We start from the raw sequence: 23,257 nt of genomic DNA on the forward strand, positions 1-23,257 counted from the left end.
CCGGGGGACCTGCAGCGCCATTGATGGAGCTATTTCAGCATCCGAAGAGCTAATGGTTCAACTTGGACCAGCCTCTATGGGCCAATGGCCCATGATCTCCTCATCTTGCCGGGCCACGGCAGAGCCAACGGACCAGCCTGCCGCGGCACCCCTCGTGCCTCACCCGGCAAGGCACACCCCCTGCTTCCTAGTGCGCGGCCGTGTCGTCGGGCCAGATGCCTATGTGATCGGCCTCCAGCTCCAGCATCACGCGATCACGCATGCCCAGGGCCTCGGTGTGATCGGCCGGCAGCTGAAGACGGCCCGCGCGGTCCAGCATCGCGTACTCCCTGGCCACCACCGATTCCTGGCCCGTCGTCGCGTCGATCTCCGTACGCCGCAGGGTCTCCGTGGAGGTACGACCGTCACGAATGGCCACCGTGCGGGTGACCTCCGAGGCCACCGACTGGTCGTGGGTGACGATCAGGATCGTCGTGCCGAGCTCCTGGTTCGCCATGCGGAGCGCGGCGAAGACCTGCTCGCCCGTCTGGGAGTCGAGCTCTCCCGTCGGCTCGTCCGCCAGCAGCACCGACGGTTCGTTCGCCAGTGCCACCGCGATGGAGACGCGTTGCTGCTGGCCGCCGGACATCTGGTGCGGGCGGCGGTCGCGGCAGTCGGCCACCTCCAGCAGGGAGAGCAGCGATTCGGCGCGCGCCGCCCGTTCGGCCTTCTTCCTCGTACGGCCGGCCAGCTGCATCGGCAGCGTCACGTTCTGCACGGCGCTCAGATACGGCAGGAGATTGCGTGCCGTCTGCTGCCAGACGAAGCCCACCACCTCGCGCCGGTAGCGCAGCCGGTCCTTGGCGCTCATGGTGAGCAGGTCGCACCCGGCCACCTTCGCGGCGCCCGCCGTCGGCTCGTCCAGACCTGCCAGGACGTTCATCAGCGTCGACTTGCCGCTGCCGGACGCCCCGACCAGCGCTATCAGCTCCCCCTCGCGGACCAGCAGGTCCAGCCCCTGCAGCGCCTGCACCTCGACTCCGTCCGTGGAGAAGATGCGGACCAGCCGGTCGCAGGTGATCAGCGCGTCGTGGCCGTACTCGGGCCGGTCGCGCCGGGCCGCCGCCCGGCGCTCCAGCTCGCCGAGGGTGATGCCTGTGGATGCCTCGGTCATCGCGTGTCTCCTACCCTGAGTTCGGTCGTTGTCGTACGCCGGGTGATCAACCAGGCCTGCGCGGCGGCCACCGCCGTCGCGATCACCACCACACCGAGCGCGGGCAGCAGCAGACTCACCGGATCGACGCGCAGCCGTACGTGGCCGAGCGACGCCACCTGCCCGGCGAGGGCGAGCCGGCCGAGGTCGATCCCCGGAGCCAGCAGCAGGATCGCCGCCCAGCCGACCAGCGCACCGCCCACGGCGGCGAGCAGAGCCTGCGGAAGGTTCTCCAGAATCAGCAGACGGCGCCCCTGCCGGCGGGTCAGGCCCATGGTGCGCAGCCGGGCCAGCATCGCGGTTCGCTCGGCGGAGGTCTGGAGCAGTGAGAGCACCAGCGCGAGTACCGCGTAGCCGGCTCCCGCCGCCGCGGCCACCGCGTAGATCCGTTCGGCACCGCTCTGCACGGGTGAGGTCGTGAACCTGTCCCGTTCGGCGGTGCGCAGCTTCACGGTGGCGGAGCCCGCTGCCCGGGCCGCTGCCTCGATGTCTGCGCCGGCGACGGAGGACCCGGATATCAGCAGCGTGGAAGCGGGGTGCCTGTCCGGCAGACCTGCTGCGTCGACCACCAGGAAGTCGCCATCTGTGACGGCGGGAGTGGAGGTGCGCACCATGTCCACGCGGACCGAGAACGGGCCGTCCGCCTCGCCGATCTCCGTCGTACGGCCGCGCAACCGCTCGGCGACGGCGGGCGAGGCGAGCGCGGGCAGCGCCCCGGAGGACTTCCGCAGTTCGGCGGCCCGGAACGAGCCGAGGCCGGTGCGGCCGGCGAGACGCGCGTACGAATCGGGGTCGACGGCGAGCAGCGTGACGCGGTCGAGCCGGCCGTCCCGCAGGTCCAGGTCGAGCTCCCGGTAGACGGGCGCGACATCGCTCACCCCGGCCAGCTTCCGAACCGTGCCGGCCAGCTGGTCCGGCAGCCCCTGGTCCGCGTCGATCCGGGCATCGGCACCGACGGCGGCCAAGGACGCCCGGTCCCGGGCATCGGCGACGCCGGAGAGGACCGAGCCGCCGAACGCCACCGTCGTCAGGGCCACGAGCAGTGCCAGCAGCGGAAGCACGGTGGTGGCGGAGGAGCGGCCCGCACGGGCGAGTGACAGAAAGCCGACCACTCCGCGCCGTCGCGCCACCGGCAGCGCCGCGAGCCGCAGGGGCAGCGGATACAGCCGCACGAGCAGCAGCGCGGCGATCACACCCACCAGTACCGGGGCGGCGCTGATCAGCGCGTCCGCGTCACCGTCCGAGGCGCCCCGGCGCCGCAGTGCGGTGACCGCCGCCACGGCCAGCACCAGCAGCGTCAGTTCCGCCACGGTCCGGCGGCGCGACGGCCTGGCCCGTACGAGATCGTCCCGGTCACCGTGCAGGCGCGGCCGCCGGTGCAGGAACGCCGCTCTCAGCGGCAGCGCGGCACAGGCGAGCAGCGCGACCGCGGCCGAGGCGAGCAGCGCCGGCAACGTCCGCCCCTCGGGAACGACGACGAGCGCGAGCGCGCAGCCGAGTGCCGCGCCGGCCGTTACGGGAACGGCGACCTCGGCGAGCAGCCGCCCCGCGATGCCGAGGACCGAACCGCCCCGCGAGCGGAGCAGCGACAACTCGCCGTGCCGGCGCGAGGCGGCCAGGCCGCCGGCCATCAACAGGACGACGCCCGCGACGCTGCCGACGCCGAAGGCCGCGACGGCGACCACCGGGTTGATGGCGGCACGGATGCCGTCGAACTCGACGAGGACGTCGTCCAGGCCGGTGCTGACCTCCAGCTGCGGCGCGACCTCGGTGCGCAGCGCGCTGAGCAGCGGGCCCTGTTCGAGGGAGGCGATCGTCTGCCTGATCCGGGGCAGGTCGGCGCTGTCCATCCCCGCCGGGTCAGGAGCCACGCGCCAGTAGGCCTCGCCCCCCATGGACAGCAGGACGGGTGCCGCTTCGGGGGCCAGCAGCAGTGCGCCGTGCCAGTACGGCAGAGGGGGTTGATCGGGCGTGTGGAGGAACGCCGGTGTGCGCAGCACGGATTCGACGGACCAGTAGCTCTGCTCCGGCCGCAGGGGTTCGACGATGCCGGTGACGCGCACGGCGAGGGGCTCACGGCGGCCCCCCGCCACATGGACGGTCGAGCCGACCTTGATCCGCAGCGACCTGGCAGTGGCGGAGGTGACCGCTGCCTCGACGGTTCCGGTGCCCGGGTTGACGGACCCCGCGGCCGCCCTGGGCAGCCGTCCCGAGGCCAGCGTGGAGTGCTCGGCGACCGCGGTCTGGGCGGAGAGGGTGAATACCGGCCAGCCGCCGTTCAGCTCGGGCAGCCACGCGTCGGTGGCCTCCACCGGCTTGCGGGTGCGTGCTCCGTAGGCGGACTGACCGGTGTCGACGCGCAGCGAATCCGGCAGGGCGGCCAGAATCTGCTGGTAGTTCTCGGTCAGCCGACGGGCCTCCAGCGCATCGAAGGCGCTTCCCGGTGCACCGTCCACGTCCTGCCACGGATCGCTGCTCAGCTGGATGACGCTGCCGTCCGGCGAGGTGGCGCTCACCTCGTGGCGCAGGCCCCGGCTTTCGTACCCGGCCACCGCGCCCGGGAACGCCGCGGCAAGGAACGAGGTGACCAGGACGAGGAACAGCAGGGCGACGGCGGACCCCGGCGCCGTACGCAGCCGGGTGCGGACCCAGGGGGCGTTGGCCTGCATATCACTCGCCTCCCTGGACACGGAGCGCCGCGGCGGGATCGCCTCGGCGCATCGCCAGCGCCGCCACGATGAGCGCGGGTGCGGCGGCGACTGCCGCGACCAGCAGCGCCACGCGCCCGAGCGGCAGTTCCACCAGCACACTCGGAGCAGGCTGTGTGGCCTGTCCGGTCAGCACGATCAGCGGTACGACGGCGCGGGTGAGCACCGCGCCGAGGGCCAGCCCGATCAGCAGCCCCAGCCCGATCAGCAGGGACTGCTCGACGGCGAGCAGCCTGGCCAGCTGGCGCCGGGGGGCGCCGAGCGCCCGGAGCACCGCGAACTCCGCCGAGCGTTCCCGCAGCGTTCCCACCGCGCCCACCGCGAAGCCGACCGCGGCCAGCGCCGCGGCGACGAGTGCCACCGCGAGCAATGCCGACTGCGGGCCGGCTCCGAGCGGATCGTCGTGCAGGTCCTCGGCGATCTCGTCGCGCACCTGGATCTGGGTCGGGTCGATCTCGGCCCTGTCGCGCAGGGCCGCCGCGACCTCCGCCGCGGCCCCGCGCTCGGTGAACAGCCACCATTCGGTGGGCGGGAACGCCGAGTCGGGACGGGTGGCGAGCACCCGGTTGACGGCGCGCAGATCGACCAGCAGCGCACCGCCGTCGGGCGCGGGCTTGACAGCCGGGTCGAGGGCGCCCGCACCGGGCCCGGTGGTCGGAATACCGCGGAGAGCGCCCACGATCTTCACCTTGACGGGGCCTCCGGGCATCGGAATGTCGATCACGGATCCGTTCTTCGCACCACTGGACTCGAGGAAGCGGTCGGTGGCGAGCGCGGCCGGCAGGGCCGGTTCCCCACGCTTGGCCGCGACCCGGACGGTGACCGTGCGCTTCGGGCCCCATTGCTCCTCGAACGCCACTTTGCCCGTGTGGTAAGTGACGTCGAGGGCTGTCCCGGACGGCGAGCCCACGGCGGTGATCGCGGGGCCGCGCTCCTTCAGGGACGAGTCGGGCTCGACGCTCACCGTGGCCTTCGCCCCCCACGTCAGGTCCTTCGGCACGGTGACCCCGCGGGTGGCGCCGTCCGCGGTGACCGAGCGCATCCCGCCGATCGTGAGCCGCTTGGCGACGATCCGGTCCGGATAACCCGCCTCGTCGAACTCCACCCCGGTCAGTGCCAGCGGACCCGCCGGCCTTCCCGCCGGGGCGTCCGCCGCCTTGGCGAGGTCGACGGTCATCGCGTGCGGCTTGCCGTCCGGCGCGAGTGTGTCCGACTCCAGCCGGTAGGGCACTCCGAAGCGGTCCTCGAAGGTCAGAGTGATGGCCGTGCCCTCTCGCTTGTCCGGGCCGTCCTCGGCGGCGCTCAGCGTGACGTCGAGGACGAGGCGCACCGTGTCATCGGGCAGCAGCACACCCGCGCGTGCGGTCTTCCCCGGGCGCAGGGTCCTCAGCAGCTTGCCCGGGTCGGTGTCGGCCTGGTCGTCCCGCAGCCGGAGTTCCGTGCCCGCGAGCCCGGTGTCGAGCGCGAGCACGGTGGCCTGGCGTCCGCCCGAGAGACCGAGACCGGTACGCGCGGCCGGGACCGCTGCCCGTACGCCCGGCATCCCGTCGTACACACCGCCCTGGCCGAACCGGGAGGTGCCGCTGCCCAGTACGCGCAGGGGGGCGCCGGCCCGGAAGTCCGCCTGGTCGTCCTGCGAGCGGTCCCAGGACGCGCCCTGGCCGATCGCCAGCATGCCCATCGCGACAGCGAGCACCAGCAGCAGCACCGGTCCCGCGCCGCGCAGCGGTCTGCGGCTGATCTGCCAGCCCGCCAGCGGGACGGTCAGGCCCCGGCCCGCGGTCGCCCGCCGCTCGGCGAGCTTCGCCGTCGGCGGCAGCAACCGCAGGGTGAGGACGGTCCCGGCCAGCAGCGCCAGGGCGGGCGCCACGACGAGCAGCGGGTCGATGCCCAACTCGCCCTCGCGGTCACCGCTGAGGGCGCCACCGCCCGAGGTACTCCGGTCCAGCTGCCAGAACGCGACGGCTGCGACGGCCACGAGTGCGATGTCCGCGCCCGTCCGCAGCGGGGCGGGCAGCGTGCGGCCGCGCCCGCGTGCCGCGACCGCCGCGGTGAGCGCCGGGGCCACCACGGCCGCGGCACAGGCCAGCGCCGCCACCACGCCGACCAGCCAGACCTCCGCGGTCGGACCGGTGTCGACGCGCAGCCCGATTCTGGCCAGCAGCCCCTGTCCGGCGAGCAACCGGGTGAGCGGGCCCGCGAGCAGTGGCGCGCACACGGCGGCGGGCAGCGCGAGGAGCAGCGCCTCCAGGGCGGAGAGCGCGGCGAGACGGCCACGCGAAGCGCCGCGGGCCAGCAGCACCTGGGTCTCGCCCGCGCGTTCCGTGCTCAGCAGCCGGGCCACCAGCAGCAGCGTGTACGCGGCGAGCAGCACCAGCTGCAACGAGATGATCAGCAGGGTCGCCCTGGACACGAGCAGCGCCCGCTCCAGCGCGCCGAGGACGTCGGGCAGCGAGGTACGCGTGGTGACGCCGCTCTCCAGCCCCGGCCGGGCGGCGACGAGCTTCTGGCTGTTCTTCGCGGCCGTCCGCAGGGAGTCGATCCGGTCGGCGCCGAATGTGGTGAAGTCTGCCGTGGCCAGCCAGGACGCACCGCCGTGCGTGATCCGGCCGGACCCGAAGGCCGCGGTGTCGGTCAGCAGCGGCCCGTACGTGAGGAACGAGTCCTTGTGGACACCGCGCCCGCCCAGCTCGTCCAGCTGCCAGTACGGATCGTTCCGGTCGACGGGACGGTAGACGCCGGTGACGCGTATGCGCACCGCGGGACCACCGAGCCGGTCGGCGAGGGTCAGTACCCGCGGCCCCGGCAGCAGCTTCAGCTGCGTCGCGGCGGCCTCGGGCACGGCGACCCCGACCACGTCGTCCTGTCCCGCCGACGGCCAGGCGCCCTTCGACAGGCGGACCCGAGAGCGGTCCGCGAGGGCGAACATGGTGAGGTCGGGTTCGCCCTCGCGGGCGGCCGGCGGCTGCAGACTGCGCGGCAGCGCGTACGGCCCCGAGCGGTCGAACTGCCGCAGGGTCACCGGCAGCCCGTCGAAGGCCTGCCGGGCTCCGCGCCTGACCTGTACGGCCTCGACCGCCTCGGGGCTCTCCGCCTTGATGATCAGCGAGGCGGCAGCCGCGTCCCTGGTCTGCAGGGCGTGACGCAGCCCGGCGTCCCCGACGGAACCCGAAAAGGCGGCGAGGGTGGCCAGTACGGCGGTGGTCAGCAGGACGGCCAGCAGCGCCGCCGTGACCAGCAACCGGTGTGCGCGGACGCGCAGAAACACAAAACCCGTCACCGGTCTCCCCCGAAACGCCTTGCGCACATCCCCCGAAAACTCTTTCGAAGGGAATCCTTACAGCAGGAGGTGCCGGGAGAACACCGCTCACACCTACGACTTGATCGAATTGTGACCGGATTTCGGTGCGTGAACACCGGAATGCGGCGCTCCGGCCGTGCGTCAGGCGTGCTCGACGATATGGCCGTCGCTGAGTTCGAGCACCCGGTCGGCCAGGCCCAGCAGCTGGGCGTCGTGCGTGGCGACCAGGGCCGTCACGCCTTCGGTCCGCACCACGGCACGCAGCAGCTCCATCACCGCGAGCCCGGTCTCCGCGTCCAGCTGACCCGTCGGTTCGTCGGCGATCAGCAGGGCGGGCCGGTTGGCGAGAGCGCGGGCGATGGCGACACGCTGCTGCTGACCGCCGGAGAGCTCACCGGGGCGCTGCTCCGCGTGATCGGCCAGTCCGACCAGCGCGAGGAGCAGCTCGACCCTTTCGTCACGCTCCTTCGGATCGGTCCTGCGCAGGCGCATCGGCACACCGACGTTCTCGGCGGCCGTCAGGATCGGGATCAGCCCGAAGGACTGGAAGATGAAGCCGATCCGGTCGCGGCGCAGCTCCAGCAGGCCGTCCTCACCGAGGCCCGCCAGAGCGGTGCCGCCCACGGTGACGCGGCCCTCGTCGGGGGTGTCGAACCCGCCGACCAGGTTGAGGAGCGTCGTCTTGCCCGAGCCCGATCTGCCCTTGAGCGCGACCAGCTCACCGTGCGCCACGTCGAAGGAGACGCCGCGCAGGGCGTGGACGGCGGCGGCCCCGGAGCCATAGGAACGGTGCAGGTTCTCCACCCGCACCATGGGTTCCCCGTCCTTGCCCGCGAGGACGGAGGTGCCGGAGTGCGCGCTGATGTTCTCTGTCATGAAGAGTCCCCCGTACGGAATCGGTCCGGCCAAGTATGTGCAGCGGCATGCGCCCGGGCAATGGCGGGTGGCCGTCGGGGCCTCCGCCTCGTCGCGGGGCCTCTGCGACCCCGGCACGCGAGTGGCCTGCCGCGCGGGAGGCACGCGTCCGGGCGAGACTACCCACGTGGGACGGGCAGACGACGGGAACAGGAGAGGCGGAGGAATGACGGCGTCCACGACCGATGCCCTGCTGAGCGACTTCCTGGCCGACCCGGCAAATTCCGCCCTCGACCTGGCCACGGCCGTGGACCGCTGCTCCGAGGCCCTCGGTCTGCAGCATTCAGTGGTCTATCTGACCGATGTGCAGCAGCGCGTCCTGGTCCCCCTGACGGGCCGTGGCCCCGACCTCGCCATTGACGGTTCGCTGGCGGGCTGGGCGTATCGCACCCAGTCGTTGCGGGTGGAAGAAGCGGACTCGGGCGGCCTGACAGCGTGGCTGCCCCTGGTGGACGGCGCGGAACGCCTGGGCGTCGTGGCGGTCCTGTCCGCAACGCTGGACGCCGCGCTGTTGCGCCGCGCCCGGGCCCTCGCCTCCCTCCTGGCCATGATGATCACCTCCAAGCGGTCCTACAAGGATTCGTTCGTCGCCCGGACCCGCACCGAACCCGTGGAGTTGCCCGCCGAGCTGCTCCGGGCGTTCCTGCCGCCCCGCACGATCGGTACGGCGCACGTCGTATCCACGGCAGTCCTGGAGCCGGCGTACGAGATCGCGGGGGACGGGTTCGACCACTCCCTCACGGCTACGACGCTGCACGCGTCGATCCTCGATTCGATGGGGCACGACCTGGCCTCCGGCCTCGCCACCTCGGTCACCCTGGCCGCCTGCCGCAATGCGCGTCGTACGGGAGCCGATCTGCCCCAGCTCGTCGAGAGTGTCGACGCGGCACTCACGCGGTGGCTTCCCGAACAGTTCTGTACGGGGATCCTGGCCCAACTCGACCTGGCCTCAGGCGAACTGCGCTGGAGCAACTGCGGCCACCCGGCACCGCTGCTCATCCGGAACCGCGCCCTTGTCCCGCACGCGATGGAGAGGGAGGCGGACCCGCCCATGGGTTTCCCCTTCTCCTTCGCGACCGGTCCGCGTCAGGTCCACCAGATCGCCCTGGAGCCCGGGGACCGTGTGCTGATGTACACCGACGGCGCCACCGAATCCCGGATGCGCAACGGAACGGAGTTCGGCCTGGAGCGATTCGTCGACTACGTCGTACGCGCCGCGGCGGCCGGAGAACTCGCACCGGAGACCTTGCGCCGGCTCATCCATTCCCTCCTGGAGTCGGAGAGCACCGGCCTCCGCGACGACGCGACGATCCCGATGTTCGAATGGAAGAGCCCGCAGTCGTGAGTGCCGGGCAGGACGCCCCACCGCACCTTCTCCCCTCGCGCCGGGCCGCGTGATTCCGGCAGCCGCCCCTCCCCGCCGACAGCTCCTGACGGTATGGACACACCGAGTTGACATCACTACGCTCACCCTTGGTCTAGACCGCAGACTCTCCGGACATCACCCCACATCTCCAGGAGCGACGTATGCGCAGAAAGATCACCTCCTTACTGGCCGGGCTCGGCCTGGCCGGTGTGGCACTGTTCGCCACATCCGGCAGCGCGCAGAGCCACGGCTACACCGACTCGCCGATCAGCCGCCAGCAACTCTGCGGGATCGGCACCGTCAAGCACTGCGGCCAGATCCAGTGGGAGCCGCCGAGCGTCGAGGGGCCCAAGGGATTCCCGACCCGCGGACCGGCCGACGGCCACATCTGCTCGGGCGGCATCGGCCGCTTCTCCGAGCTCGATGACCCGCGGGGCGGCGCCTGGCCCGCCACCCAGGTCTCCGCCGGGCAGAACTACACCTTCCGCTGGCGGATCGAAGCCCGGCACGCGACGACCGACTTCCGGTACTACATCACCCGGGACGGCTACGACCCGTCCCGGCCGCTCACCCGGGCCGACCTCGAACCGCAGCCCTTCCTCACGGTTCCCTTCGGCGGCAGACAGCCGGGCTCGACCGTGACCCACTCGGGCGTGCTGCCGCAGAAGTCCGGCAAACACCTGATCCTCGGTGTCTGGACGATCTCGGACACGGGCAACGCGTTCTACGCCTGTTCCGATGTGAACTTCTGACGCCCCCACCGCCCCCGGCCCCGCGCCCGCCCGCATGAGGGGCCGGGGGCGGACCTCCGGCGCCGCGGACCGACAGTGCGCCATTGGTACAGTCGCTGCCCCGAACGACGTACCAGGGAAAGGCCGGCGGACCATGGCGGTGGACGCGCTCGACACCCGGATCCTGCGGCTTCTCATCGAGCAGCCGCAGACGAGCGTGCGCGAGTACGCACGGATCCTGGCCATCGCCCGGGGCACCCTCCAAGCCCGTATCGACCGGCTCGAACGAGACGGCGTGATCACCGGCAGCGGCCCGTTCCTCTCCCCCGCCGCCCTCGGTCACCCGGTACTCGCCTTCGTGCACCTGGAAGTGACGCAGGGACATCTCGACGACGTCGGCGAGGCGCTGGCCGCGGTCCCGGAGATCATCGAGGCGTTCTCCACCACGGGCGGCGGCGATCTGCTGACCCGGGTGGTGGCGCGGGACAACGGTCACCTGGAGGACGTCATCCAGCGACTGATCCAGCTTCCGGGCGTCGTCAGGACCCGGACCGAGGTGGCGCTGCGCGAGCGGGTGCCCCACCGCTTGCTGCCGCTGGTGGAGTCGGTGGGCCGGACGGCTTCACCCGGACGCGGACCGAGCCTGCCCGAAGCCGGGCCGACGGAACGGACCTGACCGCCCGGCTGGCACCATGGCTGCCATGAACTCATCACGCGCGGGCGCCCTTTCGGTCATCTTCGACCTGGACGGCACCCTGGTGGACAGCGAGCCGAACGCCTACGAGTCGATGCGTCTGCTCCTCGAAGAGTACGGCGTGCGCGAGTTCACCTGGGAGCAGAACGCCCGCTTCATCGGGATCAGCAACCTGGAGGCGCTGAGGGTCCTGCGTTCCGAGTACGGCATCGCCGCATCCGTCGACGAGCTCCTCGCCGGTCAGGACGCGATCTATCTGGACCTGGCGCGGAAGTCGACCGAAGTCTTCCCCCGGATGCGGGAGTTCGTCGAGCTGCTGCACCACCGGGGCGTCTCCGTGGCCGTGGCGTCGGGCTCGTCCCTGGCCGGGATCGAGGCTGTGCTGACGAGCACGGGCCTGGACGCCTTCTTCACCACGTACGTCTCCGCCGACGAGGTGCCGCGCGGGAAGCCGGAGCCGGACGTGTTCCTGGAGGCCGCCCGGCGCCTGGGGGCCGTGCCCGCCGACTGTGTGGTGGTGGAGGACGCGGTACCCGGTGCGAGGGCCGCGCACGCGGCGGGCATGCGCTGCATCGCCGTCCCCTACGTACGGGCCGGCGCCACCGATCCGGCGTTCGCCGCGGCGGGGCTGCTCTTCCCCGGCGGGCAGGACGAGTTCACCGCCCAGGCCGCCTGCGCCTGGCTGTTCCCCGCGGCCGCACCGGCGTCGAACGGCCCCGGTCCGGCTTCCTGAGCCCGGCGCCACGCCGACAGCGGGCCGGACCTGCCGGGGCGTCACGGTCGGGGCGGCCGGGGCGTCACGGTCGGGGCGGCCGGGGCGGAGTGACGGCCGGTCGCCCCGGGCTCCCGCGCCGGATATCCTGATCTTGCCGCGTGCCCCCACCCCGTCCGTCGTTCCCGGCGAGGTCGCCGCCGCGGCAGCCGGAGCGGTCCTCGGCCCGATCTGTTCGAGACACGCGAGCTATTCGAGATAGGTGTGCACAGGTGCTGGTTGCTGGTCGGTACCGATTGATATCCGCCATCGGCCGTGGCGGAATGGGTGAGGTCTGGCGGGCCACGGACGAGGTCCTCGGCCGGTCCGTCGCCGTGAAACTGCTGCTCGGCGAGCACGCCGACGAGTCGGCGACCGCGCGGTTCCGGCTGGAGGCCCAGACCGCCGCCCGGCTGAGCCACCCGCATCTGGTGGCCGTCTTCGACTTCGGGTCCTGGGAGGACCGGCTCTTCCTGGTGATGGAACTCGTCGAGGGCAGGAGCCTCTCCGACCTGCTCCTGTCGCAGGAGCGGCTGGGTCCGGAGCAGGTCGCCCGGATCGCCGGCCAGGCGGCCGCGGGACTGGCGGCGGCCCATCGGCAGGGCATCGTCCACCGGGACATCAAGCCGGGCAACCTGATGCTGGACGCCGAGGGCTCCGTCAAGATCGGCGACTTCGGGATCGCCCAGTTCATCGACGACCCCTCGGCCGCCCTCACCACGACGGGCCACATCGTCGGCACGAGTCTCTACCTCGCTCCGGAGCGGGCCCTCGGCCGCACGGCCGATGCCGCCTCGGACATGTACTCCCTCGGCTGTGTCGTCTACCAACTACTGCTCGGCCAGCCGCCGTTCCGCTCGGACACCCCGACCGCGACCCTGTACCAGCACGTGGACACGCCTCCCGTGCCGCTGCGACAGCGGGGCGTGGACATGTCCCCGGCCTTCGACTCGTACCTGCTGGGCCTGCTCGCGAAGCAGCCGGAGGACCGGCCCACCGCACAGCAGGTCGCCGACTGGTTCCACAGCGAGGCCTGGCGGGGGCAGCCGGAACCGCTGCCGCGCCACCGGCCCGCTCCGCCACGCGCTCCGGCCGCCGCCCACACGCCGACTCCCTCGCCGGTCGCCCGGCGCCCGGGTGCGGACCCCAGTACTCCGACGACGTACCGGCTGCCCCAGACACACGGCCGGGGGCGGCGGGCGGCGGCCCGGCCCCGCAACAGCCGGCGGCGCAGTACCCGCGAAGCCATCAGACGCCGGCCCAGAGTGGCCAGCGCCATCGCGGGGACGGTGGCCTTCCTCGCCGCCGTCTACCTGGGGATGAGCCTGTTCTCCCCCGATTCCAGCTCTGCCACCACCCCCGAGGACGGCACCACGACGAGCGGGCCGCCCTCCCCCGCACCCGGCCGGTAGGGTCCCTCGTCCGGCTCGTGCCGGGCTCGCGGGCCCGGCACGATCCAAACGGGAGACCCCGGCCGGGACGTCACCAGCGGTTATGGACCGCCGCGCGGATCCTGCTGTCGTACAGGTCGCGCACTGCGTCCAGCGTGCTCTGCGGCAGCGGTTCCAGCGCCGCCGCAGCCGCGTTGGCCCGGGTCTGCTCCACCGAACGGGCCCCGGGGATGACGCTGGTGACACCGGGCTGCTGAATGATCCAGCGCAGCGCGGTCTGCGCGGGCGTCGCCCCCTCGGGAGCGAGTCGGGCGAACTCGGCCGCCGCCGCCAGCCCGGTGCCGTACTCGATCCCGGAGAAGGTCTCGCCCTGGTCGAACGCCTCTCCGTGCCGGTTGTACGCGCGGTGGTCCTCTGGTGCGAAGACGGTGTCCGCGGTGTACTTCCCGGACAGCAGTCCCGAGGCGAGCGGCACACGGGCGACGATGCCGACCCCGGCCGCGCGCGCGGCCGGCAGGACCTCGTCCAGCGGCTTGAGGCGGAACGGGTTGAGGATGATCTGCACGCTCGCGACACCGGGGCGGGCAATGGCCGTCAGCGCCTCGGCACACGTTTCGACGCTCACCCCGTAAGCGGCGATCCGCTGCTCGGCGACGAGCGTGTCCAGGGCGTCATAGACCTCGTCCGAGGAGTAGACGGCCGTGGGCGGGCAGTGCAGCTGCACGAGGTCGAGGGTGTCGACCCCGAGATTGGCCCGTGAGCGGTCGTTCCAGGTGCGGAAGTTGTCCAGGACGTAGTTCTCCGGCACCTGATCGGCACGCCGGCCCATCTTGGTCGCGACCAGGACGCCCGCGTCGGGACGCTCCTTCAGATAGCGGCCGATGAGCTGTTCGCTGCGTCCGTCCCCGTACACGTCCGCGGTGTCGAAGAAGGTGACGCCCGCCCCGACGGCGGCGTCGAGGACGTCGAAGGCATCGGCCTCGCGCACCTCGCCCCAGTCCCCGCCGAGCTGCCATGTGCCCTGCCCCACGACCGATACGTTCCGTCCGGTCCTGCCCAGTTCTCGCTGTTCCATGGCGATCATGCTACGTCCGCCGGATGACGGCTCCGGGGCGCCGCCGCAGCGGCCGGGGCGCCGGGGCGGGACGCGCCTCGTTCCCCGCCCCGGCCTGCGGTCAGCCGGCGCCCTGCCCCAGGGCGGTGAGCCGGCCGGCCTCGTCGTCGGTGAGCCGCAGGGCGCCCGCCGCCACGTTGGCCTCCAGATGAGCGGGGTTGCCCGTGCCCGGGATGGCCAGGACGTGCGCGCCCCTGCGGAGCGTCCAGGCGAGCCTGACCTGGGCGGGAGAGGCGTCGTGGGCCCGGGCGATGTCGAGCAGCACGTCGTGCTCCGCGGTGAGGTCCGCGCCGGCCTCGCGGCCTCCGGCGGCGATCGCGTAGAACGGCACGAAGGCGATGCCGAGTTCACCGCAGGTACGAAGGATGCTCTCGGAGTCCGCACGCCGTTCGCCGATGCCGTACCTGTTCTGCACACAGACGACGGGCGCGATGGCCCGGGCCTCGGCGATCTGGTCAGGGCCGACGTTGGAGAGGCCGAGATGACGGATGAGCCCCTCCTTCCGCAGCTCGGCCAGCGCACCGAAGTGTTCGCCGACCGGGGCGGGTCCGTTCACCCTCAGGTTCACCACGTCGAGGTGGTCGCGGCCCAGCTGGCGGATGTTCTCCTGGACCTGGCCGCGCAGTTGCCCGGGCTGCGCCCAGTTCAGCCAGTCGCCCGACGGGCCGCGTCCGGGGCCGACCTTGGTGGTGATGACCAGGTCGTCGCCGTACGGAGCCAGTGCCCGGTTGATCAGCTCGTTGGCGGAGCGCAGGGGTGAGAAGTAGAAGGCCGCCGTGTCGATGTGATTCACGCCGAGCTCAACGGCGCGGCGCAGTACGGAAATCGCCCGGTCCCGGTCGTGCGGGCCGCGGTCGTCACTGAACGCGGCACCGTTCTGCGTCAGACGCATGGCACCGAAGCCGATCCGGTTGACGGTCAGATCGCCGAGCTGCCAGGTGCCGGCAGCCGCTGCGTCGGGGGGTTCCGAGGTCAAGGGAGATGCCTTCCATCAAACGGTGAACTGATGCGGGACAAGTGATGGCATGCCAGGAAGCTTGCCCAACTTGCCACTTCATGATATCGTTGCGCCAACGCGTCTGTCTTTATTGACACTTGGTGCGTGTGCAGGATAGATCCACGCCATCATCCTGTCCAGCCCCCTCCGGGCCCCGCACTCCTCGACGCCCCTCTCGGCCCCTCCGTCACCGCGGATTCCTGTGGGCCGCCTGTGCGATCGCACCATGCCGACTTGACCAGACTTGCCAAGCCCTGCCCCCACGACCGTAGTTCGTTGACGAGGTCATGCCCACGTGTGAGTGTTCGGTCGCCCGATCACGGACACCACCTGGGCGGACGGCCCGTACCGACGGCAGGGACGGGTACGTCTCCCCACGCCGCTGCCCGTGACCGAGGTCCCCACGAACCGAGGAGCCTCGATGAAACGCAGACCGATGACGGCCGGGACAACCCTGGCCGTCCTCGCCGGAATGCTGGTCGCCACGAGTGGCCAGTCAGCTTCTGCAGAACCGTCTCCGCCGCCCGCCCCGAGCGCACTGTCGAAGGCCGTCTCGGCCGCCGACCGGGCGGCGGCCAGTGGTCTCGACGCCCTGGCCAAGGGGCCCGAGGAGCGGTACGAGCGGCAGATGGTGACCCCCTGGATCAACGGGCTCTACTCCATCGCCTACGAACGCACCTATCGCGGCCTGCCGGTCGTCGGCGGGGACGCCGTCGTGGTGGCCGACTCCAAGGGGCGCGTCCGCGGATCCCAGTCGGCGGTCTCCCGGCGCATCAACGTGCCGGTCACCGCGACCGTCTCCGCCAAGGCCGCCGAGGCCACGTCCCGCAGGGAACTGCGCACGGTGGAGCGGGTCGACAGCCACCGGCTGGTCGTCCGGGCCACCGGCACGAAGTCCCGGCTGGCCTGGGAGACCGTGCTCACCGGCCGGACCGTGAAGGCCCCGAGCCGACTGCACGTCTTCGTCGACGCGGGCACCGGCAAGGTGCTCGACAGCTACGACGACGTCAAGGCCGGAACCGGCAACAGCCAGTGGAACGGGCCGTCCCCGCTGTCCATCAACACCACGTCATCGGGCGGAAGTTACTCGCTGCGTGACCCGGCCCGCCCCGGGCTGAGCTGCGCCGACTACAGCACCGGGAGCGTGTTCACCAAGTCGAGCGACTCCTGGGGGACGGGCAGCGCCTCCAGCAAGGAGACCGGCTGCGTCGACGTCATGTGGGCGGCCCAGCACGAATGGGACATGCTGCGCGACTGGCTCGGACGCAACGGCCACGACGGGAACGGCCGCAGCTGGCCGGTCAAGGTCGGGCTCAATGACGTCAACGCCTACTGGGACGGCTCCAGCATCTCCATCGGCCACAACAACGCCAACCAGTGGATCGCGGCCATGGACGTCGTGGGCCATGAGTTCGGCCACGGAATCGACCAGTACACACCCGGCGGCGCCAACAACGAGTCCGGCCTCGGCGAGGCCACCGGCGACATCATGGGCGCGCTGACCGAGGCGTACACCAACGAGCCCGCCCCGTACGACGACCCGGACTACACCGTCGGCGAGAAGATCAACCTGGTGGGCAACGGGCCGATCCGGATCATGTACAACCCCGGGCAGATCGGCGACCCGAACTGCTACAGCTCCTCCATACCCAGCACCGAGGAGCACGCGGCGGCCGGCCCCCTGAACCACTGGTTCTATCTGCTGGCCGAGGGCTCGAACCCCGGTGGCGGCAAGCCGTCCAGTCCCACCTGCAACAACTCCACGGTCACCGGGGTGGGCATCCAGAGCGCCGGCAAGGTCTTCTACGGTGGCATGCTGCTCAAGACCAGCGGCATGACGTACAAGCGCTACCGCACCGCCACACTGACCTCCGCCAAGAACCTCGACGCCACCTGTGTGCTGTTCAACCGGGCGAAGGCGGCCTGGGACGCGGTGAGCGTCCCCGCCCAGAGCGGCGATCCGACCTGTGCCCCGAGCGGCAACAACGACTTCTCCCTGACCCTCGACCCGGCCTCCGGCTCGGTGAAACAGGGCAGCTCGGTGACGGCCACGGTCAGGACCACCGTGTCCTCCGGCAGCGCGCAGACCGTGAACCTGTCGGCGACCGGACAGCCGAGCGGCGTCACCGTCTCCTTCAGCCCGTCCTCGGTGCAGTCCGGCTCGACCTCGGCCATGACCGTGTCGACCACGTCGGCCGCGGCGCCCGGTACGTACACCCTCACGGTGAAGGGTGCGGGCACCCAGGAGCACACCGCGCAGTACACACTGACCATCGGTGACGGCGGGAACCCGGGCGGCACGGCCCCCGACATCAGCGTCGCCAACGTGCAGACACATCTGACCCAGTTCAACACCATCGCCTCGCAGAACGGCGGCAACCGGCGGGCCGGCAGCAGTGGTTACACCGCTTCGCTCGCCTATGTGAAGGGCAAGCTCCAGGCGGCCGGCTACACCGTCAGCGAGCAGACCTGCACGACCTGCACCTACCGCGGGAACAACCTGATCGCGGACTGGCCGGGCGGTCCGGCCGACCGGACCGTGATGTTCGGCGCCCACCTCGACAGCGTGGCCGCCGGTCCCGGAATCAATGACAACGGTTCCGGTTCCGCCACGCTGCTGGAGAACGCGCTCGCCCTGGCCCAGCAGAACCCGACGATGACCAAGCACGTCCGCTTCGCCTGGTGGAACGGTGAGGAGCAGGGCCTGGAGGGATCCGAGTACTACGTCGGCCAGCTCTCCGCCGCCCAGCGGTCAGCCATCAGCGCCTACTACAACTTCGACATGGTCGCCTCCACCAACGGCGGCTACTTCATCAACAACGTCAACTCCGCCGCATCGGCTCCCATGAAGGAGTACTGGACCTCGCTCGGCCTCGCGCCGGAGGAGAACGTCGAGGGCCAGGGCCGCTCGGACGACTACTCCTTCCAGCAGGGCGGCATAGCCACCTCGGGGTACGCGACCGGCGCCAGTGACACGAAGTCCTCCGCCCAGGCCGCCAAGTGGGGCGGGACCGCGGGCCGTTCGTACGATCCGTGCTACCACCAGTCGTGCGACACGACGGCGAACATCAACGCGACCGCGCTCAACCGCAGCGCGGACGGGATCGCCTACACGGTGTGGAAGACGGCCGTCGGCACCACCGCGCCGGCCGACGACTTCTCCGTCTCGGTGAACCCGGTGTCCGGCAGTGTCCAGCCGGGCGCCTCCGTCACCGCCACGGTGTCCACGGCCACCACGGGCGGTTCCGCGCAGAGCGTGCGGCTCACGGCCTCCGGTGCGCCGAGCGGGGTCACCGTCTCCTTCGCCCCGTCGTCCGTGCAGTCCGGCTCCTCGTCCACGATGACCGTCGCCGCCGGGGCGCAGGTCACCGCGGGTACGTACACCCTCACCGTGACCGGGACGGGCACCGCCACCCACACCACCACGTACTCGCTGGTCGTCGGGGGCGGCGGAACCTGCCAGGCGCGGCAGGTCGTCGCCAACGGCGGCTTCGAGAACGGCACCACACCATGGACCCAGACGGACGGGATCATCAACAACCGGACCTCCGAGAAGCCCGCGCACAGCGGCTCGTACCAGGCGTGGTTCGGCGGCTGGGGAAGCACCCACAGCGACACGGCCACGCAGTCGGTGACCGTTCCGACGGGCTGCTCGACGTACCGGCTGTCGTTCTACCTGAGCACCGACACCGACGAGTCGGCGGGTGACGCCACCGCGTACGACACGTTCACCGTGAAGCTGGGCTCCCGGACGCTGGCGACGTACTCGAACCTCGACGCGAGCAGCGGCTATGTCCAGCAGTCCTTCGACGTCGGCTCCGCCGCGGGGCAGACGGTGACGCTGGGCTTCACCAGTAAGGAGGACGCCTACCTGCAGACCAGCTTCGTCGTGGACGACGTGGCGCTGAACGTGAGCTGATCCACCGACGGGGGAACCGGGGGCGGGGCGTGATCCACACGCCCCGCCCCCGGCGTGTCAGCGGACCGCCGCCGCCAGTCTCCGGACGAAGTCGTCGCTCTCCGGACGGCGGCCCCGGGCCGCCAGCCTTGCGTGGAGTCCGCGCAGTTCCTGGCCGAGCAGCGTCGCCGGATTGATCTCGGTGGTGTCCAGGACCGGGCCCGCCACGGACTGTGCAGCCGCCGGGTCACCGGCGCACGCGTGGGCGTCCGCCATCCGGGCCAGGAACAGCATCCGCGCCGAATGCATGCCGGGCGGCAGCAGCCCGAGCGCGGTGCCGGCCGCCCCGACGGCGCGGAGCGCGAACCGGCGGTCACCGGTGGCCGCGGCGAGATCGCGCAGGGCGCCGGCCGCACCCGACTCCACCCGCAGACGCACGGAGGCGACGGAGAGCCAGGGCGCCTCCGTCTCGTCACGCTCGCCGGCGCGGTCCATCTGTGACCAGGCCCGGTCGATGTGTCTGAGCGTCCGGGCGGCGTCGCCGCGGACGGCGTGTCCGCGCGCCTGGTACAGGTCGCTCAGGGCGCCCGCCCAGTGCCGGCCCACGGCGGCCTCTCCGATCGCCCCGCCGTAGACGAGCGCCGACGGGCCGTCACCCTCCAGCCGGGCCAGGGTGCTCATGTCGCCGAGTGCCGCGACCTGGGTCCCGACGCGACCGGCGATGGCGGCCCACTGCAATGAGCGGTCGAGCCAGGCCATCGCGGTCCCGTTGCGGCCCCAAAGCAGCCGAAGACAGCCCGCCGACTGCGCGTACTCGGCCGCGAGTGGGGCCAGTTGGGCCTGGTACGACGCGGCGGGGAGCGCCATCCAGCGGAGCATGGCGTGCAGCGTGCCCTCGACCACGGCGGTCGCGCCGGGCCAGGCCCGTTCCTCGTCGGCACGCAGACAGACCGCGAGCAGGGCGGTGAGCGCGTGCACGGTGTCATTGTCCAGGGCGGGGCTCAACCGCGCGTCGGGGCCCAGCGCGCAGAAAGCCGCGTGCAGTTCGACGACGTCCGCGAGGACGGGTACCGAACAGCCGTCTCGGCCGTGCAGCGGGCAGACGAGTCCGTAGGCGGGCAGGCTCGTGGGCAGGACGGTACCGGGAGGAAGCATCGCGCGGAGTGCCCCGCCGGCGGGCTCCCCGGGCAAAGGGCCGCTCCGTACCGGTGCCGGTGGGCCCGGCACGCCTCCCGTCCGCTCCTGTTCCTCGGCCGCTTCACAGGCGGTCACCAACTCACCCTGCGCAGACAGCAGTTCATCAAGCCGCCGGGCCAGCGGCGACGGCGTCCGCCGGCTGCCGCGCTCCAGTTTGCTGATGGCGGTGTGGTCGTATCCCACCCGGGCGCCCACCTGGGCCTGGGTGAACCCGGCCCGTCTGCGCCACCCGCGTAACCGGGCTCCGAACGAGCGCCATGCCTCCGCGGTACGGGCGTCCGCCGGGACAGGACCCGTCGCCTCGTTCACCCGGAACCCCGTCGCGCCTGGTCAACGGCGCCACGCGTGCCACGCTCACGGCTCATGACCCGGAGGATAGCGAGCAGCCGGGTCCGCTGTCCCGCGGGTGTCGACAAGATGTCCGGTAACAGGCGCAGTGGTTGCCGGCGCATGCCGCTCCCGGCCCTCCCCCGGCCCGCCTGACATCGTCGGGCCACGAGAGCAACACCACGACGGCCCACCCGCATTGAGCATGCCCGCAACATCATCACCTGAATCAACGATCCGTCAGGATCTTGGCTTCGACGACCTCAAGGGGTAGGCAATCGGGGCAATCGTGAGGTAACCGTCGTCAGTTCTTGACCTCAACAGGGCCCGGACAAGCACGTGTTGCACACCTATTGACGTGTGGGGACGCAAGGGAGAAGTATCCCCATCGGCCGGAGAGAGCGCTCTCCGGCTTCGTGTCGTGCACCCGCTACCGCGACTCAGGAGACAATCCCCCATGTACGCACCCCCCTTGTTCCGCAGACCCGCGCCCTCGGCCGGAAGAAGACGCGCCGGTGTACTGACCGCCGTCGCCGGTCTGGTCGTGTCACTGCTGGCCTTCGTGCCGTCCAGCCCGGCGAGCGCGGCACCCTCGCTGCTCTCCCAGGGCAAGGCGGTGACCGCTTCCAGCCAGGAGAACGCCGGCACCCCCGCCACGTCCGCCGTGGACGGCGACAACGGCACCCGTTGGTCCAGCGCGTTCTCCGACCCCCAATGGATCAAGGTCGACCTGGGCTCCACCGCCTCCGTCAGCCAGATCGCGCTGAAGTGGGAGGCCGCCTACGCCAAGAGCTACCGGATCGAGTTCTCCACGGATGACAGCACCTGGAGCACCGCCTACTCGACCACCACGAGCCCCGGCGGCACCGAGACGCTCAATGTCTCCGGCAACGCCCGCTACGTCCGGCTGACCGGTACCGCCAGGGCCACCCAGTACGGGTACTCGCTCTGGGAGTTCCAGGTCTTCGGCACCACCGGCGGCGGAGGCGGCCCCCAGATCCCGGGCGGCGGCGACCTCGGCCCGAACGTCCTGGTCTTCGACCCGTCGACGCCGAACATCCAGGCCAAGGTCGACGAGATCTTCAAGCAGCAGGAGTCGGCGCAGTTCGGCACCGGCCGCTACGCGCTCATGTTCAAGCCGGGCACGTACAACAACATCAACGCCCAGATCGGCTTCTACACCCAGATCGCCGGCCTCGGGCTCAAGCCGGACGACACCACGTTCAACGGTGATGTGACCGTCGACGCGGGCTGGTTCAACGGCAACGCCACCCAGAACTTCTGGCGATCGGCCGAGAACCTCGCCCTCAACCCGGTGAGCGGAACCGACCGTTGGGCCGTCTCCCAGGCCGCCCCCTTCCGCCGCATGCACGTCAAGGGCGGACTCAACCTCGCACCGAACGGCTACGGCTGGGCGAGTGGCGGGTACATCGCCGACAGCAAGATCGACGGCCAGGTCGGCCCGTACTCGCAGCAGCAGTGGTACACCCGCGACAGCTCGATCGGCAGCTGGGGCAACGGCGTCTGGAACATGACGTTCTCCGGCGTCGAGGGCGCACCCGCCCAGAGCTTCCCGAACCCCCCGTACACCACCCTGGAGAACACCCCGGTCTCCCGCGAGAAGCCGTTCCTCTACCTGGACGGCAACGACTACAAGGTCTTCGTACCCGCCAAGCGCACCAACGCGCGCGGCGTCTCGTGGAACGGCACACCGCAGGGCGAGTCCATCCCGCTGAGCCAGTTCTACGTGGTCAAGCCGGGGGCCTCCGCCGCCACCATCAACGCGGCGGTGCAGCAGGGCCTCCACCTGCTCTTCACTCCCGGGATCTACCACGTCGACCAGACGATCAACATCGACCGCGCCAACACAGTCGTGCTGGGTCTGGGTCTGGCCACGATCATTCCGGACAACGGGGTCACGGCCATCAAGGTCGGTGACGTGGACGGCGTGAAGCTCGCCGGACTGCTCGTCGACGCCGGTCCGCAGAACTCGCAGGTGCTCGTCCAGGTCGGCCCCGAGGGCGCCTCCGCCGACCACGCCGCCAACCCGACCACCGTCCAGGACGTGTTCGTCCGGGTCGGCGGCGCCGGAGCCGGCAAGGCCACCACCGGCATGGTCGTCAACAACGACGACACGATCATCGACCACACCTGGCTGTGGCGCGCCGACCACGGCGACGGGGTCGGCTGGGAGACCAACCGGGCCGACTACGGCCTCCAGGTCAACGGCGACGACGTCCTCGCGACGGGCCTGTTCGTGGAGCACTTCAACAAGTACGACGTCCGCTGGTCCGGGGAGAGGGGGAAGACGATCTTCTTCCAGAACGAGAAGGCGTACGACGCCCCGAACCAGGCAGCCATCCAGAACGGAGACACCAAGGGCTACGCGGCCTACAAGGTCGACGACTCCGTCACCACCCACGAAGGCTGGGGCCTGGGCAGCTACTGCTACTTCAACGTCGACCCCACCATCCGCCAGGACCACGGATTCCAGGCACCGGTGAAACCCGGCGTGAAGTTCCACGACCTGCTCGTCGTCTCCCTCGGCGGACAGGGCCAGTACGAACACGTCATCAACAACACCGGATCACCCACCTCCGGCACCTCGACCGTTCCCTCGAACGTGGTGTCCTTCCCCTGACGCCACGCGTGAGGTGATCCGACCGTCCCGACGG

At 71.3% G+C, this 23,257-nt stretch carries 14 protein-coding genes; 7 read left to right on the forward strand and 7 right to left on the reverse strand.

What is annotated here, in order from left to right; genetic code table 11:
• Positions 1-187 precede the first annotated feature (187 nt).
• The 4 genes from OG446_RS02580 to OG446_RS02595 form a co-directional block, all read right to left on the reverse strand.
• On the reverse strand, positions 188-1,153 hold the full coding sequence (locus tag OG446_RS02580) for an ABC transporter ATP-binding protein (protein ID WP_328892467.1): 966 nt from the start codon (positions 1,151-1,153) through the stop codon (positions 188-190).
• Positions 1,150-3,861, reverse strand: coding sequence for an FtsX-like permease family protein (locus tag OG446_RS02585; protein ID WP_328892468.1), 2,712 nt, complete (start codon positions 3,859-3,861; stop codon positions 1,150-1,152). Before OG446_RS02585 ends, OG446_RS02580 begins: the two co-directional genes overlap by 4 nt.
• A 1-nt stretch (position 3,862) precedes the next feature.
• Positions 3,863-7,180: an FtsX-like permease family protein gene (locus tag OG446_RS02590; protein ID WP_328892469.1), complete on the reverse strand. Its 3,318-nt coding sequence runs from the start codon at positions 7,178-7,180 to the stop codon at positions 3,863-3,865.
• Between the two features lie 162 nt (positions 7,181-7,342).
• On the reverse strand, positions 7,343-8,077 hold the full coding sequence (locus tag OG446_RS02595) for an ABC transporter ATP-binding protein (protein ID WP_328892470.1): 735 nt from the start codon (positions 8,075-8,077) through the stop codon (positions 7,343-7,345).
• Positions 8,078-8,282: 205 nt separating this feature from the next.
• On the opposite strand from OG446_RS02595, the gene OG446_RS02600 reads away from it, so the two are divergent.
• The 5 genes from OG446_RS02600 (at position 8,283) to OG446_RS02620 (ending at position 13,070) form a co-directional block, all read left to right on the forward strand.
• The gene (locus tag OG446_RS02600; RefSeq protein WP_328892471.1) at positions 8,283-9,461 is read left to right on the forward strand and encodes a PP2C family protein-serine/threonine phosphatase; all 1,179 of its coding nucleotides are present in this window, start codon (positions 8,283-8,285) and stop codon (positions 9,459-9,461) included.
• A 182-nt stretch (positions 9,462-9,643) separates the two neighbouring features.
• Positions 9,644-10,234 carry a lytic polysaccharide monooxygenase auxiliary activity family 9 protein gene (locus tag OG446_RS02605; protein ID WP_328892472.1) on the forward strand — a complete coding sequence of 197 codons (591 nt, stop codon included), beginning with the start codon at positions 9,644-9,646 and terminating at the stop codon, positions 10,232-10,234.
• A 133-nt stretch (positions 10,235-10,367) separates the two neighbouring features.
• Positions 10,368-10,889: an Lrp/AsnC family transcriptional regulator gene (locus tag OG446_RS02610; RefSeq protein WP_328892473.1), complete on the forward strand. Its 522-nt coding sequence runs from the start codon at positions 10,368-10,370 to the stop codon at positions 10,887-10,889.
• Positions 10,890-10,914: 25 nt separating this feature from the next.
• Positions 10,915-11,640, forward strand: a complete 726-nt coding sequence (locus tag OG446_RS02615; RefSeq protein ID WP_328892474.1) for an HAD family hydrolase — start codon at positions 10,915-10,917, stop codon at positions 11,638-11,640.
• Between the two features lie 251 nt (positions 11,641-11,891).
• A complete protein-coding gene (locus OG446_RS02620; protein WP_443050023.1) occupies positions 11,892-13,070 on the forward strand; it encodes a serine/threonine-protein kinase in 1,179 nt (392 codons plus the stop codon).
• Positions 13,071-13,140: 70 nt separating this feature from the next.
• On the opposite strand, the gene OG446_RS02625 is transcribed toward OG446_RS02620, so the two are convergent.
• The gene (locus OG446_RS02625) at positions 13,141-14,133 is read right to left on the reverse strand and encodes an aldo/keto reductase (protein ID WP_328892476.1); all 993 of its coding nucleotides are present in this window, start codon (positions 14,131-14,133) and stop codon (positions 13,141-13,143) included.
• 91 nt (positions 14,134-14,224) lie between these two features.
• Positions 14,225-15,139 (reverse strand): aldo/keto reductase, encoded by a 915-nt coding sequence (locus OG446_RS02630; RefSeq protein WP_328892477.1) that lies wholly within the window; start codon positions 15,137-15,139, stop codon positions 14,225-14,227.
• Between the two features lie 457 nt (positions 15,140-15,596).
• Between OG446_RS02630 and OG446_RS02635 the strand changes: the two genes are divergently transcribed.
• Complete coding sequence (locus OG446_RS02635; protein WP_328898177.1) at positions 15,597-19,079, forward strand: M28 family peptidase; 3,483 nt, start codon at positions 15,597-15,599, stop codon at positions 19,077-19,079.
• A 57-nt stretch (positions 19,080-19,136) separates the two neighbouring features.
• Here the strand turns inward: OG446_RS02635 and OG446_RS02640 are convergent, their stop codons facing one another.
• Complete coding sequence (locus OG446_RS02640; RefSeq protein ID WP_328892478.1) at positions 19,137-20,564, reverse strand: helix-turn-helix transcriptional regulator; 1,428 nt, start codon at positions 20,562-20,564, stop codon at positions 19,137-19,139.
• Positions 20,565-21,039: 475 nt separating this feature from the next.
• On the opposite strand from OG446_RS02640, the gene OG446_RS02645 reads away from it, so the two are divergent.
• On the forward strand, positions 21,040-23,223 hold the full coding sequence (locus OG446_RS02645) for a discoidin domain-containing protein (RefSeq protein WP_328892479.1): 2,184 nt from the start codon (positions 21,040-21,042) through the stop codon (positions 23,221-23,223).
• Positions 23,224-23,257 lie beyond the last annotated feature (34 nt).

Source organism: Streptomyces sp. NBC_00236 (genome assembly GCF_036195045.1).
GTDB lineage: Bacteria > Actinomycetota > Actinomycetes > Streptomycetales > Streptomycetaceae > Streptomyces.